General features: G+C 57.5%; 13 protein-coding genes and 3 pseudogenes. 8 read left to right on the forward strand and 8 right to left on the reverse strand.

Going from position 1 to position 17,339, the window contains the following annotated elements; genetic code table 11:
• Positions 1 to 26 precede the first annotated feature (26 nt).
• From RAL88_RS18535 to RAL88_RS18565, 7 genes are all read left to right on the forward strand, one after another.
• On the forward strand, positions 27 to 2,147 hold the full coding sequence (locus tag RAL88_RS18535; protein ID WP_306265491.1) for a family 10 glycosylhydrolase: 2,121 nt from the start codon (positions 27 to 29) through the stop codon (positions 2,145 to 2,147).
• Positions 2,147 to 3,133 (forward strand): ABC transporter permease, encoded by a 987-nt coding sequence (locus RAL88_RS18540; protein ID WP_306269755.1) that lies wholly within the window; start codon positions 2,147 to 2,149, stop codon positions 3,131 to 3,133. Before RAL88_RS18535 ends, RAL88_RS18540 begins: the two co-directional genes overlap by 1 nt.
• Positions 3,133 to 4,302, forward strand: coding sequence for an ABC transporter permease (locus RAL88_RS18545; RefSeq protein ID WP_306265492.1), 1,170 nt, complete (start codon positions 3,133 to 3,135; stop codon positions 4,300 to 4,302). The genes RAL88_RS18540 and RAL88_RS18545 overlap by 1 nt, the downstream gene beginning before the upstream one ends.
• 8 nt (positions 4,303 to 4,310) lie before the next feature.
• Entirely contained in the window at positions 4,311 to 6,023 is a 1,713-nt protein-coding gene (locus RAL88_RS18550; RefSeq protein ID WP_306265493.1) for an ABC transporter ATP-binding protein, read from the forward strand.
• A 39-nt stretch (positions 6,024 to 6,062) separates the two neighbouring features.
• Positions 6,063 to 6,848: a 2-oxo-tetronate isomerase gene (gene otnI, locus RAL88_RS18555; RefSeq protein WP_306269756.1), complete on the forward strand. Its 786-nt coding sequence runs from the start codon at positions 6,063 to 6,065 to the stop codon at positions 6,846 to 6,848.
• Positions 6,845 to 7,717 carry a 2-hydroxy-3-oxopropionate reductase gene (locus RAL88_RS18560; protein ID WP_306265494.1) on the forward strand — a complete coding sequence of 291 codons (873 nt, stop codon included), beginning with the start codon at positions 6,845 to 6,847 and terminating at the stop codon, positions 7,715 to 7,717. Before otnI ends, RAL88_RS18560 begins: the two co-directional genes overlap by 4 nt.
• Before the next feature lie 108 nt (positions 7,718 to 7,825).
• Entirely contained in the window at positions 7,826 to 9,928 is a 2,103-nt protein-coding gene (locus RAL88_RS18565; protein WP_306265495.1) for a beta-galactosidase, read from the forward strand.
• Positions 9,929 to 10,477: 549 nt separating this feature from the next.
• Here the strand turns inward: RAL88_RS18565 and RAL88_RS18570 are convergent.
• The 4 genes from RAL88_RS18570 to RAL88_RS18585 are packed head-to-tail and all read right to left on the reverse strand — an operon-like array spanning position 10,478 to position 14,175.
• Positions 10,478 to 12,106, reverse strand: a complete 1,629-nt coding sequence (locus RAL88_RS18570; protein ID WP_306265496.1) for a recombinase family protein — start codon at positions 12,104 to 12,106, stop codon at positions 10,478 to 10,480.
• Positions 12,106 to 12,522, reverse strand: a complete 417-nt coding sequence (locus tag RAL88_RS18575; protein WP_306265497.1) for a DUF2924 domain-containing protein — start codon at positions 12,520 to 12,522, stop codon at positions 12,106 to 12,108. The genes RAL88_RS18570 and RAL88_RS18575 overlap by 1 nt, the downstream gene beginning before the upstream one ends.
• Positions 12,519 to 12,761 (reverse strand): DUF3489 domain-containing protein, encoded by a 243-nt coding sequence (locus RAL88_RS18580; RefSeq protein WP_306265498.1) that lies wholly within the window; start codon positions 12,759 to 12,761, stop codon positions 12,519 to 12,521. Before RAL88_RS18580 ends, RAL88_RS18575 begins: the two co-directional genes overlap by 4 nt.
• Positions 12,762 to 12,789: 28 nt before the next feature.
• The gene (locus tag RAL88_RS18585; protein WP_306265319.1) at positions 12,790 to 14,175 is read right to left on the reverse strand and encodes a transposase; all 1,386 of its coding nucleotides are present in this window, start codon (positions 14,173 to 14,175) and stop codon (positions 12,790 to 12,792) included.
• 82 nt (positions 14,176 to 14,257) lie between these two features.
• On the opposite strand from RAL88_RS18585, the gene RAL88_RS18590 reads away from it, so the two are divergent.
• Entirely contained in the window at positions 14,258 to 14,557 is a 300-nt protein-coding gene (locus RAL88_RS18590; RefSeq protein WP_306265320.1) for a hypothetical protein, read from the forward strand.
• Positions 14,558 to 14,615: 58 nt separating this feature from the next.
• Here the strand turns inward: RAL88_RS18590 and RAL88_RS18595 are convergent, their stop codons facing one another.
• The 4 genes and pseudogenes from RAL88_RS18595 to RAL88_RS18610 all read right to left on the reverse strand — a co-directional run.
• The gene (locus RAL88_RS18595) at positions 14,616 to 15,440 is read right to left on the reverse strand and encodes an IS5 family transposase (RefSeq protein WP_306265500.1); all 825 of its coding nucleotides are present in this window, start codon (positions 15,438 to 15,440) and stop codon (positions 14,616 to 14,618) included.
• Positions 15,441 to 15,794: 354 nt separating this feature from the next.
• Positions 15,795 to 16,043, reverse strand: a pseudogene (locus tag RAL88_RS18600) (transposase); the annotation flags it as partial.
• Positions 16,044 to 16,143: 100 nt separating this feature from the next.
• Positions 16,144 to 16,862, reverse strand: a pseudogene (locus RAL88_RS18605) (IS630 family transposase); the annotation flags it as partial.
• Positions 16,863 to 16,911: 49 nt separating this feature from the next.
• Positions 16,912 to 17,329, reverse strand: a pseudogene (locus RAL88_RS18610) (helix-turn-helix domain-containing protein); the annotation flags it as partial.
• Positions 17,330 to 17,339 lie beyond the last annotated feature (10 nt).

The raw sequence follows: 17,339 nt of genomic DNA on the forward strand, positions 1-17,339 counted from the left end.
CTTTTCCCTGGAATTGAGAGTACGACATGCCCGACACGGCACATGATGCTGCACGTCTTTTGCGGAGTTCTGAATGGCATCGCGGGGCGACCCGCTGGACGCAGTTGACGCTGGCCGAGGACGATCCGGTAAAGTTCGATGTGAATGAGTGGATCGACGTGTTTCGGCAGACAGGATCAAACGCCACTTGCATAAGTGCAGGCGGGTATATCGCCTATTACCCGACAAAGGTGCCCTACCATTATCGTAGCAAATGGCTGGGCGATACCGACCCGTTTGGCGCGTTGGTCGATGGCGCGCGGGCGCGGTCTATGCATGTGATGGCGCGTGTTGATCCACATGCAATTCATAGTGATGCCGCCGAAGCGCATCCCGAATGGGTGGCCGTCGATGCCACGAGCAATCCGCGGCGGCACTGGGCGTTTCCCGATGTCTGGGTCACCTGCGCCTATGGCGACTACAACATGGAATATATGCCTGAGATCGTGCGTGAAATTGTGCGCGAATATGACATTGATGCGGTTTTCGCCAACCGCTGGCAGGGGCATGGTATCTGCTATTGCGAGGGCTGCGCCAAGCGGTTCCGCGATGCCTCGGGTCATGATTTGCCGCAAGGTAGCAATCCCGATGACGCCGCATGGCGGGCCTGGGTGGCGTGGCGGCGCGATCGGTTGACGAAATTGGTTGTCGATTGGGACCGCGCGGTGCAGGCGATCCGGCCCAATGCAAGCTTTATCCCCAATATGGGGGGTGCTTCGCTCATGGAATTTGATCTGGAAACGATCGAGGCTCATTGCCCGTTTCTGGTGGTTGATCATCAGGGTCGCCATGGGCTTGAGCCGGTCTGGATGGCGGGACGCAACGCCAAACGCATCCGCGCCACATTCCGTGACCGGTCTGTGGTGCTGATCACATCTGTCGGACCGGAAGAGCCGGTGCACCGCTGGAAGGATTCCGTTACCACCGGACCAGAAATAACCAGCTGGATCGGTGACGGAGTGGCGCATGGAATGCTGCCATGGTTTACCAAGTTTAACGGGGTCATTCCCGATCCGCGCTGGATCGCGCCGGTGGCCGAAGGTTTTGATCTGCACGCAAAGTTGGAACCTGCGCTGGAGGCGACGAAGCCCGCCTGCGAAATTGCCATTCTGGATGCGACCACGACCTTGCGTCTGTTTGATTGGACCAACCGCGATCAGGCCGAGGCAGATGAAAAGGGCTTCTGTCACGCGCTGGTCGAGGCTGGGTTGTCGTTCGAGTTTGTCTCCGATCACGCGATGACAGACGAGATGCTGGACCGGTTCCGTGTGCTGATCCTGCCCAATGCGCGGTGTTTGTCCGACGTGCAATGCGCGTTGATTACCGATTGGGTCGAACGCGGCGGCAATCTGATCGTTGCGGGCGAAAGCGCCATGGCCGGCGAGGACGGCGTGCCGCGCGCAGAATGTGGGTTGGCCAGGGTTTTGGGCACGCGGCTCACCGTGGCGCCACGCGGACCAGTCAAGAATACCTATGTCGAACTGTCGGGTGATCATCCGATAAACGCCGGTTATGAGGGCGCCGAACGGATCATCGGCGGCATTCGTCTTGTCGGGATTGAGGCAGACCAAGACACTGAGACGCCGTTTCTTTACATCCCTGATTTCCCCGATCTGCCGATGGAGGAGGTCTATCCTCGCGATGCGGCCACAGCGCCTGCAGTTGTGACGCGCCAGACACCATCCGGGGGGCGTACGGTACATATCCCATGGAACATCGGCGCTACCTTTTGGGACGTACAGGCCAAGGATCATCAGCGTTTGATGGAAAACGCGGTCCGTTGGGCACTATCCGGGCCCGCGATGGTCGAAGTGACGGGCAAAGGCGTTCTGGATATTGGTGTGCGACTGGGGGAAGGGGCGGCGCTTGTTACACTTGTGAACCTTACCAACCCGATGATGTGGAAGGCGCCGATCCATGAGATTTACCCCGTTGGGCCGCTGGAGGTGTCGATTGCCCTCCCTGTGGGTGTAACCGGTGTGGCGGCGCATCTGCCGATTACCGACAACGCTGCAGATGTAACCCTGCGCGATGGTCGCGCCATTGTAACCGTGCCGCATATTGATATCGTTGAGGCAGTTCATTTGACATGGAAGGTGCCTGCCTGATGTGGGGTTATTTTCTCAAACGGATATTGTTGATGGTGCCGACGATGTTCGGCATCTCGGTAATTTCGTTTTTCATCATTCAACTGCCGCCGGGTGATTATCTGACGTCGCTTATGGCGTCGATGGCCGACAGCGGTCAGACGGTTGATCCGGCCGAGCTTGCCCGGATGCGGGCCACTTACGGCCTTGATGATCCGATGGCGCTGCAATATTTCAAATGGATCAGCGGCATCGTGCTTCGGGGCGATTTTGGCTACTCGTTTGAATGGGGCCGCCCGGTCAGCGAGTTGATCTGGGATCGTATGGGAGCGACCCTGTCGATCTCGATGGCGGCATTGGTATTTGTCTGGGCAGTGTCGCTGCCCATTGGCATCTATTCCGCCGTGCGCCGTCATTCTATTGGCGATCACGTGGCAACGTTTTTCGGTTTTCTGGGTCTGGCGATCCCGAATTTCATTCTCGCGCTGACATTGATGTATGTCAGCTACAAATATTTCGGTCAGAGCGTTGGCGGGCTGTTTTCGCCGGAATATGTCGGGGCTGACTGGTCATGGGGCCGGGTCTGGGACCTGATGAAACATCTCTGGATTCCGGTGATTGTCATTGGCACTTCGGGTACCGCTGCTCTGATCCGCATTCTACGGGCCAATCTGACCGATGAGTTATCAAAGCCCTATGTTGTGACCGCGCGGGCCAAAGGTCTGTCGGAATACAAGGTGATCATGCGTTATCCGGTGCGCATCGCGCTCAATCCCTTTGTCTCGGCGATTGGCTGGGTGCTGCCGCAGTTGATCTCTGGCGTCACGATTACCGCGATTGTCCTGAACCTGCCAACGGCTGGACCGCTTTTGCTGCGGGCGCTGGTAAGTCAGGACATGTATCTGGCCGGTAGTTTCATTCTGCTTATGGGGGTGCTGACTCTAATCGGGATGTTGGTGTCCGATCTGCTGCTGGCCCTGCTTGACCCGCGCATAAGGTTCACCTGATGGAAAAGATATCACAGATACCAGAGGAAACCGGCCCCGCGATCAGTCCACTGCGCCCCGGTGAGGATGCAAGCAAGATTGCGGTGTCAGGCCAATGGACGCTGATCCGGCAGAAGTTTTTCGCCAACAAGGTGGCGGTTTTTGCCGGGATCGTCGTGCTCCTGTTTTATCTCGTCGGGCTGTTTGCCGAGTTTCTGGCGCCCACATCGCCCACGCTGGCACAGCCGCGTTTCACCTATGCACCGCCGCAAAGCATTGATTTCTTTGTAACAGATGAAAGTGGCGACCGGCACTGGCAGCCACACGTCAAGGGTTACACCATGACCGTGAACCAGGAGTCTCTGCGTCGCTCGTTTGCGATCGATGAAACAGCGGTGATCCCGATTGGATTCTTTGTTGAAGGGACGTCCTATCGGCTCTGGGGTCTGTTTGAGATGGATACCCATCTGATTGGGCCGCTGGACGCTAGTAAACCGATGAACCTGCTGGGCACCGACAGTCTTGGCCGGGATCTGATGAGCCGACTGATCTATGGAACACGGGTGTCGATGTCGATTGGCCTGATCGGTGTCATTTCGAGCCTGTTTATTGGCGTCGTTCTGGGGGCGCTTTCGGGGTATTATGGCGGTTGGACCGATATCGTCATCCAGCGTCTGATCGAAGTGACGAGCGCGATGCCGACAATCCCGCTTTGGCTCGGTCTTGCCGCTGCTGTGCCGATCACGTGGTCTCCGCTGACCGTCTATTTCATGGTGACGCTGATCGTGTCGCTCTTGGCCTGGACGAGTCTTGCGCGTGAAGTGCGGGGCCGGTTTCTGGCACTGCGTGACGAGGATTTCGTGACGGCCGCCATATTGGATGGATCCGGCCAGGCGCGTGTTATTTTCCGGCACATCTTACCCTCGTTGACCTCGCATATTCTTGCCGTGGTGACGCTGGCGATCCCGACGATGATCGTTGCGGAAACGGCGCTGTCGTTTCTTGGTATAGGGTTGAAATCACCGGTGGTCAGTTGGGGTGTGCTGCTTCAGGACGCGCAGAATATCCGCACGGTGGCGACAGCGCCCTGGTTGCTGGTCTGGCCCGCAGGAGCGGTGGTTCTGACCGTCCTATCATTCAATTTCCTGGGCGACGGGATGCGTGATGCCGCAGACCCTTACGCGACATGAGCGCCGAGATGACCCAGCTTGAGATGGCCCAACCAGATGTGGCGCAAGAGCCGGTTCTGACCGTGCGCAATCTCAGTCTGGATTTCCACCTGCGGACCCATATTCTGCATGCAGTGCGGGATGTGAGCTTTGATCTCTATCCTGGTAAAACCCTGTGTCTTGTCGGTGAGAGCGGCTCTGGCAAATCGGTAACGGCGCGGGCGCTTTTACGGTTGATTGATGCACAGGCGAAGGTGTCGGGCGGTGAGATCACTTTGCGTGGGCCCAAGGGGCCGCTGGCCCTTCATGCCCTGGCGTCCAACAGCCGCGAAATACGTGCTGTGCGCGGTGGGCGGATTGGCCTGATCTTTCAGGAGCCGATGTCCTCACTGTCGCCGGTACGGACCATTGGCACGCAGATTGTCGAGGCGCTGCTTTTGCACCGCAAGATGACCAAGGCAGAGGCCAAGGCCGAGACGGTAAATCTGCTGCGGCAGGTCGAGATCGCTCAGCCAGAACATATGGCGGACCGCTATACGTTCGAATTTTCGGGGGGCATGCGGCAGCGCGCAATGATCGCCATGGCGCTGGCCTGTGATCCCGACATCCTGATTGCGGATGAGCCAACCACCGCACTTGATGTCACCACGCAGGCCGAGATCATGGATCTGATCGCGCGCCTTCAGGCCGAGCGTGGGATGGCCATGCTGATGATCACCCATGACCTTGGCCTTGTCGCCGAGGTCGCCGATCATGTCGCAGTGATGCGCTGGGGAAAGATCGTCGAACAAGGGCCGGTGGACGACATTTTTTACGGTGCTCAGCACCCTTACACCAAGGCGCTGCTGGCCGCGACTGTGCGCCTTGATACAGCGGTAAAGCGCATTGCGCCGAATAGGGCTGGGCAGCCACTATTGCAGGCGCGGGGGTTGACCAAGGGGTTTGGCGCCACAAATTGGCGTGGCAAAAAAACTTATGAAATCAAAGCTGTCGACGCTGTCAGCCTTGATCTCTGGCCTGGTGAAAACTTGGGAATCGTGGGCGAGAGCGGTTCCGGAAAAACAACGCTTGGGCGGATGCTCTTACGGATTGTCGAGCCGTCTGAGGGCAGCATTTTGTGGCATGGCGATGAGGGTGCCGAGGAAGTCACGCAGATGCCGCGACCCGATCTGGCGCGCTATCGCTCGGCTGTACGCCTGGTTTTTCAGGACCCCTTCGCGTCGCTCAATCCGCGGATGACGGTAAAGCAAGTGATAGCCGATCCGCTTATTGTGGGCGGCGGCATGAGCGATGTTGCGCTCAATGCGCGTGTGGCGGAATTGCTGGAACTGGTTGGTCTGGAACAGTCCGCGATGGAGCGCTATCCGCACGCCTTTTCCGGTGGTCAGCGTCAGCGGATCAGCATTGCCCGCGCTCTTGCTTCGAACCCCCGTGTGATCATTGCGGATGAGGCAACATCAGCGCTGGATGTGTCGATCCGGGCGCAGGTGCTGGATCTGCTCCTTGACCTGCAAAAGCGGCTCGACCTCAGCTTTATCTTTATCGCGCATGACATTTCGGTGGTGCGGTATTTCTGTGATCGGGTTGCCGTGATGCATCAGGGCCGGATCGTCGAGACGGGATCCGCCGAGCAAATCTGCACCGCCCCTGCTGAACTTTATACCCAGAGCCTGATTTCCGCCGTGCCGAACCCTGATCCTCGTAATCGGCGGATGCTTCACCGCACGCGATTTAACGCCTGAGCCAAACCCGTTTCGCAAGAGAAGACTATAGAGGATATGATGCCCAAATTCTGCGCCAACCTGTCGATGCTCTATACTGAGTACGATTTTCTTGACCGCTTTGCCGCTGCGGCGGCGGACGGGTTTTCCGGGGTGGAATACCTGGGTCCCTACGACCATTCAGAGACGGAAGTTGCCGCTGCGTTAAACGGGGCGGGGCTGACGCAGGTCCTGTTCAATGTGCCTTCGGGCGATTGGGCGGGTGGTGAGCGTGGCCTATTGTGCCTGCCAGACAGGATCGAGGAATTCCGCGCCGGAGTGGATACCGCGTTGCACTATGCGGCGGCGCTGGATTGCAAGCAGATTAACTGTCTGGCCGGCATCGCGCCTGAGGGGGTGCCCACCGCCGAACTGGATGCGACGATGATCGAAAACCTCGCCTATGCCGCGCCGCGGATGGAGGCAGCGGGGATACGGCTTCTGCTTGAACCGGTAAACAACCGCGACATTCCCGGTTTTCATCTATCCCGCGTCGATCACGCGCTGCGGATCATCGAGCAGGTCGAGCATGCAAACCTCTGGCTGCAATATGATTTCTACCATGCGCAGATCATGCAGGGCGATTTGGTGCCGACGTTCGAGCGCAATCAAAATCGAATCGCACACATCCAGATTGCCGATCATCCCGGCCGGCATGAGCCGGGTACCGGCGAAATCCACCATCCCTACCTGATGCAAAGCCTTGATCGTCTTGGATATGACGGCTGGGTGGGCTGCGAATACAAACCCCGCGCTGGTACGTCTGAAGGGCTGGCCTGGATGAAGGATATGGGAGTAAAGGCATGAAAATCGGGTTTATTGGGCTAGGCGTCATGGGGCGGCCAATGGCGGGACACCTGATCGCAACGGGGCACAATGTGTTTCTGCACCGGGTGAAGGAGGTCAGCCAGGATCTGGTGACGGCCGGGGGTATTGCATTGGACAGTGCCGCTGCTGTTGCTGCAGCATCCGAGGTCGTCGTTCTGATGTTGCCGGACACGCCGGACGTTGAAGAAGTTCTATTTGGCGACCATGGCGTGGCGAGCTGTCTGCAAGATGGGGCGTTGGTGATCGATATGAGCTCGATCTCGCCGGTTGCAACCAGAGAGTTTGCGGCCCGGATCACCGCGCAGGGCGCCGATTGGGTTGATGCGCCGGTGTCTGGCGGCGAGGCGGGGGCCAAGAATGCTGCCCTGACGATTATGGCCGGTGGCACCGAGGCGGCTTTCGCCCGCGCCAAACCAATTCTAGAGGTGATGGGCAAACGCATCACCCATATCGGGTCTGCAGGCGACGGACAGGTGGCCAAGGTCTGCAATCAGGTCATTGTCGGACTGACGATTGAAGCCGTGGCCGAGGGGCTGTTTTTGGCTGCACGTGCCGGTGCCGATCCGGCGCGTGTGCGCGAGGCGCTGACGGGTGGTTTTGCCGATAGCGCCATTCTCAAAGTGCATGGCGAGCGGATGATTGACGAGGCGTTTGCGCCAGGTTTCCGCATCGCGCTGCATCGTAAAGATTTGGGTCTGGCGATAGATGCCGCCCGCGCTTTGGATGTTGCGCTGCCCAACACCGCGATGGTGCATCAACTGATGGGAGCCGCCATTGGGCGCGGTGATGGGGACCTCGATCACTCCGCCCTGATCCGCAATTTGCAGGTGCTCGCTTCTGGTGAATAGGCCCTGAACCATCGCAGGAGCGGGGCCGATAGTCGCTTTGTTCCTGTGCAATCTGACACTTCGGCCCCTGACCAGGGACCGGCTTCATTCCGCCAAAAGGACAAATCCATGCCCGCTAAACTGCCACAGGTGCCCTACGGGGCTGTTTACTTTCGCAAATCCAATCCCCCACGAGAGGATTGGGCCCGTGATTACGGCATAGCGTCAAGTGATGGCCTGAACACGTTTCGCCACTGGTTCATGTGGTCGGCGATTGAACGCGCGCCCGGCAAATACGACTGGGATGATTGCGATCGGCAGCTGGATCTGGCGGCAGAAAATGGCATGGCGACGGTGATCGCAGAATTCACCATGGCTTCGCCTGACTGGCTGCAACGCAAATTGGACTTTGCGCGGATGTGCAAGGCAGACGGAACGCTGATGGCGTCGCAGCACAGCCCCTCGGTTGCGGTTGGTGGCTTTGGCGATGGCCTGGGCGGCGCGGGACCGCTGACGTTGAATGCACCTGAAGTGCATGAGGCGGTGATGGGATTTCTGACCGAACTGTCGGGTCGTTATCGGGGCCATCCGGGCCTGATGGGTTATGACGTGAACAACGAGGTAAACTACAGCCCCGACTATGATTTCTCAAAACCGACTGCGGCCGCGTTTCGCGTCTGGCTGCGTGAAAAATACGGCACACTCGATGCGCTGGCAAAGGTCTGGCATCGCTATTCCTACGCCGAGTGGGACGACATCATGCCGCCCCGGCAAATTCAGCCCTATTCCGAATGTCTGGACTGGCTGAGATTCCGTGAGGATAATTTCTATGGCCATGTACAGGATAAAATCAACACGATCCGCGCTGTAGATCCCGATGCCACAATCATTTCGCATGGTATTGCGGGCGCGGTTACGGCGCTGGCCGGGCATGGTTGCAATGATTGGCGTGCAGCCGAACAGGTCGAGATTTATGGCTACACCTGGATCGGCGCGCGCAAGGGCAATCAACCGTGGCGCAACTTTTTTGCCGGTGATCTGATCCGGGGCGCGGCGCGCGGCAAACCGTTTTGGCATGCCGAACGACAGGGCGGTCCGCTTTGGATGCAGCCGCAGGTTCTGGGCCGTGACAAGGAAGATGCACGCGTTGCCACGCCCGAAGATATCCGCCTGTGGTCGCTGGCCTCCTTTGCCGCCGGTGCGCGTGGCATGATGAATTTGCGGTATCGTCCGCTGCTGAACGGGCCGCTCTTTGGGGCTTTTGGTGCCTATGGCATGGACGGTAGCCGCACACCCCGCTCGGAAATGCAGGCCAAAATTGGCCGTTGGGTCAATGCGCCCGAACAGACCGCCTGCATGTCTGCCAGTCCGGTGCGCGGCGATATTGGCCTGTTGATGATCCCCGAGGCGCAGCGGTTTGACCTGTTATTGTCCAGCCAAGGTGGGTTCAAGACCTATCAGGATGCCATGTGGGGCGCCTATCGCGCATTCTTTGACATGGGTGTGCAGGCCGATTGGGTTCATGACCAGGATATTGAAAAATATGACGTGATATACGCGCCTTACCCGATCATGATGCCCGCCGAGTTGGCTGGTCGACTGGCCAAATGGGTGGCGGATGGCGGGCAGCTGATCTCGGAAGCCTGTCCGGGATATTTTGGCGACGATGGCCGCGTTGGCGTGCAGCAACCGAACAACGGACTGGATGCCGTGTTTGGCGTGGTCGAGGACGAAGTGGAGTTCATGCCCGACATCGGCGACCGGATCTGTCTTTCGCTGGATTCTGACGCCGATGCGACATTGCGCGGTGGCGGGTTCCTTCAATCCTATTCTCCCAAGGGCGCTAAGGTTCTGGGGCATTTCGAGGGAGGTCGAGTGGCGATCACCACCTCAACCCACGGCAAAGGGCGCACTCTTCTCGTCGGCACGCACATGTCCGCCGGGCATTTCCGCGATCTTGAGACCAATGGCGCGGGAGTGGCGGCGTGGTTTCAGACCTGTCTGGACTGGGCCGGGATTACCCCAGCGATTCAAACCGGCAACAAGGCCGTGCAGGGACGTCTGCATCAGGATGGGGATCAGCGATATCTGTGGCTCATCAATCCGACTCCCGACGCACAACCAATCGCAGTGACGATCGATGGTGCGCCGCTTGCCGTTAAGGAAACACTTTGGGGCGATGCGGGTGCGACGCATATTCCGGGTCGTGACGCGGTGATCGTCGCGCTGTGAAAGTTTTCGCCCGCGCCGACAACGTTCGGCGCGGGCGCCAAGGCAGGCTTCCAAAGGTAGCTCCGACGGGTTATCAGCGGAATGAGCGAATGGAGATAAAAACGGCCAAGTCGCATTCAATCGTATTCCGCCAAGGAGAATCAGTGGGAATGGTATCTCCCTGTTCGCCTCAAATAATACCTTGTTATTCGACAAAAATTCCCTGTTAATTCGGCTAGGGAATTCAACAGTAAGTAGCTGATTTATAGCCATAAATCAGGGACGTAGGCGCGAGAAATGGCGAAAATAGCGTGATTTCCCTGTTGATTTCCCTGTTTTCAGGGAAATGTCGCTCAGACTGGTCAGCTCCGGACTGCCTGCACAGCCACCCACTTCCACGATTCCAGACGGTAAGAGTTTGCTGCGAAATTCGCCCGTGTTTTCTGGAGCTTGGCATATGCAGATTTCGGGTGAGACGCGGATATGAGTGTTATGGTGGCCAAATTACAGCCGAAGTCTCTGTTTACGATTCCGGCGGTACGAGTTTTGGGAAGGTTGGAGGGTTACGCCTCAGAGCGCTTCGAATTGGTTGCGCTGTTCTGACCAGATGGCTGGGAAGCCCTTCTTGATCAGGTAGTCCGTGGTAAGGCCATCAGGCTGATTACCAGACGCTATGGCGTCGAGAACGTTTGGCGCCAGCAATGCCAGATCAACGATATCCTGAATCCGCCGTTTGGATGTGCCCTCGACCATGGCGATTTCGCCAAACGTCTGGCCTTCTATGATCATCGCCAGCCAACGGCGGGCCTTAACGATATTCTGCACAAGCGTCCGATCGATCTCAAATGGCACGTCGCCCAGATGCAGTTTCAGTTCAACACCGCGCCGACGTATTCGAAACGGAGCTTCGATTCTCAGGTCCGTAGAATTGATCTGGTCGGACCGGCACTGAAGCAGCTCGGCAAGTTCATGCTGGTTCAGCAAGACCATCAGAGATCCTGGGCGCAGGTCTGCTCGTTCGATCAGTGCCAGGTATTCAGATGCCTGTCTTGGGTCTGCCAGGTTTTCGGCGGTTGTGTGTACGTCTGACGCGGACATACCTTGCGTCAATGAACAAGCCGCCTCTGGTCTCATCAGGTGTTGCTTCACCAGATCAGTCAGCAAACCCTCAACCTGTTCAGCAGGCAGTCGCCAGGCATCTGGATGCATCCGACTGCGATCAGTCACCAACCGTCGGGAGATGTAGTAACGAAGTCGCATGCCACTCTTCCGGCTGTGGCTGGGGGTCAGACGGTCTCCGGTTTCATCGAAGAGCTTACCCGAAAGCGGGGATCGCGTGCCCTTTTGCTTAGTACCACGGGACTTTGCGGCTCCACATTTCAACGTGTTCTGAACCTGTTTCCAGACTTTCGGGTCAATGATAGCCGGATGCTGCCCTTCATAAACCTGGCCCTTGTGCCGAATTTGTCCTGCGTAGATCGGGTTGCTCAGGATGTGATGGATATGTCCGCGATCAAAGGATTTGCCGCCGGAAGCGCGATCGCCCGAGCGTTCACGGCGACGGGATCTGAGATCAAGGTCTTCGGCCCGCTCCTTTACTTCTCGGATAGTACCATGTTCCAGATAGAGATCGTAAAGTGTCCTGATCGTGGCCGTCTCACAATCATCGATTTTCAGCGTCCGACCATCGGCTTGGTAGCCAAGCGGGACATTTCCACCCATCCAAAGCCCTTTGCGCTTGGAGGCCGCAATTTTGTCCCGGATGCGCTCGGCTGTGACTTCGCGCTCGAATTGGGCGAAGCTCAAAAGCACGTTAAGAGTTAGCCGCCCCATGCTGGTCGCGGTGTTGAAGGATTGTGTGACCGAGACGAAGGAGGCTTCGGCGGCGTCCAACCTGTCGACCAGCTTGGCAAAGTCCGCCAGCGAGCGGGTGAGCCGGTCGATCTTGTAAACAACGATGTGATCAACACGTTTTTCATCGACGGCCTGCATCAGCCGGTGCAATGCCGGGCGGTCGAGATGACCGCCCGATATCCCGCCATCATCATAACGATCTGGCAGCAGTTCCCAGCCCTCATGCTTCTGGCTTGCAATATAGGCTTCACAAGCCTCTCGCTGCGCGTCGAGAGAGTTGAAATCCTGTTCCAGCCCGTCTTCGGAGCTCTTGCGGGTATAGATCGCGCAGCGAACCCGGCGCATCATTGCACTCCGAAGAAACGGGGGCCGGACCAGTGAGCGCCTGTGATGTGCCGGGCGATGGCTGACAATGATCGCCAGGTCTTACCATCCAGAACGTAGCCGTCCTTGACCACTTCAACCTGATAGGTGCGCCCATTCCATTCTCGAACCAGTTGCGATCCTGGTTTCGCGGGAGTAAGTGCAGCCTTGCCTGATGCGATCTGCTTCAGCCGACGTTCTGTCTTGGTCGAAAGACCGCCTAGCGTCCGGTTATGCGCCTCCCAGATCAAAACTCTTCTTAAGAATTGCGGCGAGAGGTATTTGGGCGGCGATCGTCCGAACACCTCTCGCCAGCGTTCTAGGCACCCAGGCCGGTCCATTACGTCAATCGCAGCGATCAGCTTTTCAAAGCTGTCTGAACGGTCCGTCTTCATCATTTGTTGGCTTCTTCGACGATTCGGTAGACAGAGCCTTTGTCGCTCTCGCTTCGTTCAATCACGAACCCGGCCTTGCGCTGCGTTGAGATGGCTGCGCGCGCTGTGTGCGGCTGCCAGCCAAAGGCCCTCTGGATCTGTGCGATGGTAACACCGGACTTCCGGTTAAGTAGTTTGAGCAATTGTGTTTGTCGCGTAATCTTCGCCTTGGTGGGGTTGGATTCCACCTTCGCTGCAGTCAAAACAGTTCTATTAGCTCGACTTTGTACATTATGCGGCGAAGCAGAGAGCCTCTGCCATACGCACGAGACGGTCGGGAGGGATTTTGTGTCTTTCCCGGTGCGGCGGGGAGTGTTGATAAATGTCTCCGACCCATAAGGCGAGCCTTACGGCGCCGATGGCATCGGTGAAGGTGAGATGGGTCTTACGATACCAGGCTGCGGCATAAGGAATGCTCGACTTGGACAACAGATCGCACGCCCACAAAGAGATAAGGCTGTAGAGACCAAGCAGCGCCGGCGTGGTGCGGGCGATAGCTTTGTCGGACCATTGCCGTTGGGTTTCGACGCCAAGATGGGCGCGGGTTTCGGCGAAGGTGACCTCGACCTGCCAGCGGCGGACGAACAGGGCGATGATGTCGGCAGGATCGAGCGTTGTATCGGTGCTGAAGAAAGCTTGCGGAGCGCGCCGGCCGTCAGGATCCCTGACGAGGACCCAGCGAATTGGCTTGGGCGGCGTACCAGGTCGGTACCACAATGCGGTGCTCGAGGTAATTTCGAGTGCCTTATGGTGCTTGCGCCCATACCAGGAGGACGCGGTGATCCTTTTCCAGGGCGTGGTCGGGTTTGAAAGCAGCGTTTTCAGCTTGGGCAAGGGTGGCCCCTTCTGCGCCGGGCGTCCGAGGGTGTGGCCGTCACGTTTTGGAGGGGCCGCGTAGAGATTGGCGTCGAGCCGCAGTCGGCTGATGAGGGTTGCTCGGCCGCCGATGGCGTACGCCAGTTCATGGACAGCGAAGCCGCTATCGCCCACGAAGACGATGTCGCGCTCTGGCATCCAGCGACAGAGCTGGAGCGCCCCTTGGCGGGCCCAGTCGGTCAGCAGCTTGTGCCTGCGTCCGCGCTGGTGGTCGGAGCGCTCCGAGGGGGCCAACAGGGTGAGCACCGGGAGGGCCTTCACAACACCTGCCCAAGGGACCGGCGTCAGCACCATGAAGCTCAACCAGCGCAGCCCGCTGGCTTTGACGAAGTGGCCATGGCTGGAGCGGACAGGATCGCGATAGATGCCGCGCGCAGTGATTTTGCGCCCCCATCGGCGCTCGATTGTATCGTCCATCCCGATGACCACGGGACCCTCCGGCACGAGGCGGTCGATGATCATGGCCAGCAGGCGCCGAGACATATCGCGAGACTCCCAGCGGGCGCGGTTAAGGAGCTGATGGTAGCTCGAAAAGTTTTTCGCCTCGGCGCGCCCGGTCATCCGCAGGCAGGCGCTGACGGTGCGCTTGCCCGGGGCCAGCACGGCCCCCATGACCAGGACGAGCATGTGCTCCCAACTGGGCGCCGTGAAGCACGGGCGCAGCGCCTGCAGCCAATCGCGCAGGATCTGGGGAACGGGATCGCCCGGAGACGGCGGCAAGAAGGGGGCATGATGTTTCATCCCATGTTTCGAATCCCTTGTCGCTGACCATGCAAGCAGGCAAACCTGCGGCAAAGTGAATCACGTGCCCTGAGGTGTTCCTATGTATGATCGGCACATGCAGCATGACGAAATCGCCGTTCGCATCGAAGCCTTCGACGACGCCAATGGTGGTGGCGTCGGTTTTTACAAAGACAAGGGTGCCTACCATCTCTACCTGCTGGAGACGGAGGCGCCGATTGCCCGGCTGAAGCCGACCGGCAACGGCAACGAAGTCCGGCTCGGATACTGGTCACACCGGCGCAAATGGGAGGATGTCGATGACATCGGCGGCGTCGTCATACCCCTCGACGAGGCGCTCGAGTTCATAGCGAACGAGGGCATCTTCTGGCTCTGGACCTGACCACAAAAACGTACAAAGTCGAGATTAGAGCCCGACTCAAAATTAATACCTAATGATTTCAAGTCCTTGCGATAAGGCGGGTGGTGCGCCGGATGGATGCGATGAGCAGCCAGGCCTCGGAAGATGCGATGGTTGCCTCCCAGTCTTTTGCCAAGCGACGACACCTTCCAAGCCATGCAAATGTGCGCTCGACAACCCAGCGCCTTGCAATAACAACAAATCCTTTTGCGCCATCGGGGCGCTTGACGATCTCGATGGTCGGCCCATCCATGTTCTGAAGAACAGTTGTCAGCTTTTGCCCGGCATAACCGCCATCTGCGAACAGATGGGCAAGGCTGGGGAAGCTCTCTTTCGTATATGCGATGGCGTTCGGCGCGCCATCCCTGTCCTGTATATCGGCGGTGTGCATGATCGCACCCAGCATATTGCCTTGTGTATCAGTGAGGATGTGACGCTTGCGGCCTGTGATCTTCTTGCCCGCATCAAAGCCGCGCGGGCCGCCGCTTTCCGTGGTTTTCACGCTTTGGCTGTCGATCACACCCGCTGTCGGCTCTGCCGCTCGACCGGCCAAAAGGCGTGCGGACATGACCAGCGTTTCGTTGATGATGTCGAGCATGCCGCTGTCGCGTAATCGGTAGAAATAGTGCTGGACCGTTGTGAAGGGCGGGAAGTCTTTTGGCAGCATCGCCCACTGGCAACCCGACGCCGCTATATACTGGATCGCGTTCCATATTTGGCGCATCGGCCATTTGCGCGGTCGACCGACCTTGCTCGGCGCAGGCATGAACGGCGCGATCAACGCCCATTCCTCGTCCGTACAATCACTTGCATAGCGCAAGTGTCTGCGGTCATATTGCTTCCGAGTGATTTCAGTCCAAGCCATCCGATCCTCCATTGTCTTTGCAAACAACAGAGAATCACAACTTGCTGAAATCACTCAACATAATTTTCGGTTGGCCTCTTAGACATCTTGTTCTCCATTCATTAGGCACAGGTCTATCCCATGCCTGTACTGAGTGGAGCCCGGAGTTGCCGGGCGATATGTCTTTGCGGCCAGTAGTGCTTCCTTTTGACAGTAAGTCCAGCCAATTTCGGAGATGCGGGAAGCGGCCGTTCAGTCGTTTTGCGAAGTGGCGAAGAGCGCACCTTCAAACAGTCGCGAACAAGGCTAATCCTTTAGCAGAATTGAGATCAAAAAACCGCCTGCTCCGATGCGTTTGAGCACACGGAGAGCGAGAAGAATTTCTCGCTCCTGGCGAAGAATTTCATTCTCTTTGCGTAACCGCGCCAGTTCCTTGTTCACATCCTCATGTGGCCCGGCCAGCAATTCAGCTTCCCGATAAATCCGCTTCCACCGCGTCAATGTGGACAGACCGACGCCCAGTTCATCCGCAATCTGCGAAATCGTGCGCCCGCTGGTCTCAATGAGACGAACCGTCTCACGCTTGAATTCTTCCATAAATCCACGTCGTACTTCTTTGCTCATTGGAACCTCCTGAGTGTCAAAAACTATCAGAAAATCCCTCCACTTTTCACGGGCAAGTCCAGAGAGTTCCGGTCCCGCAAAATGAGGCCAAAGTCAGAAATCACTGACCCACATGAGCCCAGTTTCTCATTTCGATTGATGTGATGACTTCTGGGTGATGGATGAGATTGTTCCATGCATCGCATGCTGCATCGACGATAGCGGTGTAGTCTTTGAAGACGCAGTTTGAGAGCCAGTTTGCCCGAAGGTATTGCCAGATGTTTTCGATCGGGTTCAGCTCTGGCGACTTTGACGGCAGCAGGATGATGGTGATGTTTTTGGGAATGTTGAGTTTGCCGGTCGAGTGCCAGCCTGCGCGATCCATCAGCACCACTGCATTGGCCTTGCGGGTGACATATTTGCTGATCTCATCGAGGTGCAATTGCATCGCTTCGGTATTGGTGGAGGGCAGGACCAATGCCGCACCTGTTCCGCGCTTCGGACAAATGGCACCGAACAGGTAGGTGTTCTGGTAACGCTGATCGGCAGGCAGGCGTGGTCGAGTTCCTTTCTTCGCCCAGATACGGACGCGTCCGTTCTTTTGTCCAATACGGGCTTCGTCCTGGAACCACACCTCAATTGGCGTGCCATCCGGCAGGTCGGCTATGTGGGTTGCGAGCGTGTTGGCGAAGTTTTTTTGAAAGCCTCAATCACCTGTGGATCTTGAGCTGGATGCTGCGGACGGCCCGAGATATGGGAAAAGCCGAGTTCCGCCAGATAATCGGAGACGACACTTTGAGAGCATGTTACCCCGAACCGTTCGCTGATTATCCGAACCAGATAGAGCTGGCCGGGTTTGTTTGAACAGCTTTGCTGCGTCGTTAAGTGGATTCCTGCCAGGTTGGTTTTCGTTGTTGATGCGATTTGGGGGGTGACGCAGGCGCGTACCGCGAGGCAACCGGATAACGCCATGACGCTTGAGTATCCGAGAGACCGTAACGTCTGATATCTTGATGTCGTGATAGCGGGCCAGTTACCAGACGATGCGCATTGGCCCAAGATAGTATTTCTTCCGCAGATGAAGAACCTTCTCCTCGATCTCAATGGGAGTCCGATTGGAATGCCACTTCGGAATTGTGGGTCGATTAATCCAGCCTGTTTCGCCATGCTTTGATAGGCAGCGCGCCATCGATAAAAGCTGCTTTTGCCAACGCCAAAATACCGACAGGTTTATACTACAGAACCAACCTCTTCAGCATGGCGCAGAATACGAAGTTTGCGGTGAATCTCGCTTGATCCTTGTTCATGAACATCTCC

Source organism: Pararhizobium sp. IMCC3301 (assembly GCF_030758315.1).
Classification (GTDB): Bacteria; Pseudomonadota; Alphaproteobacteria; order Rhizobiales.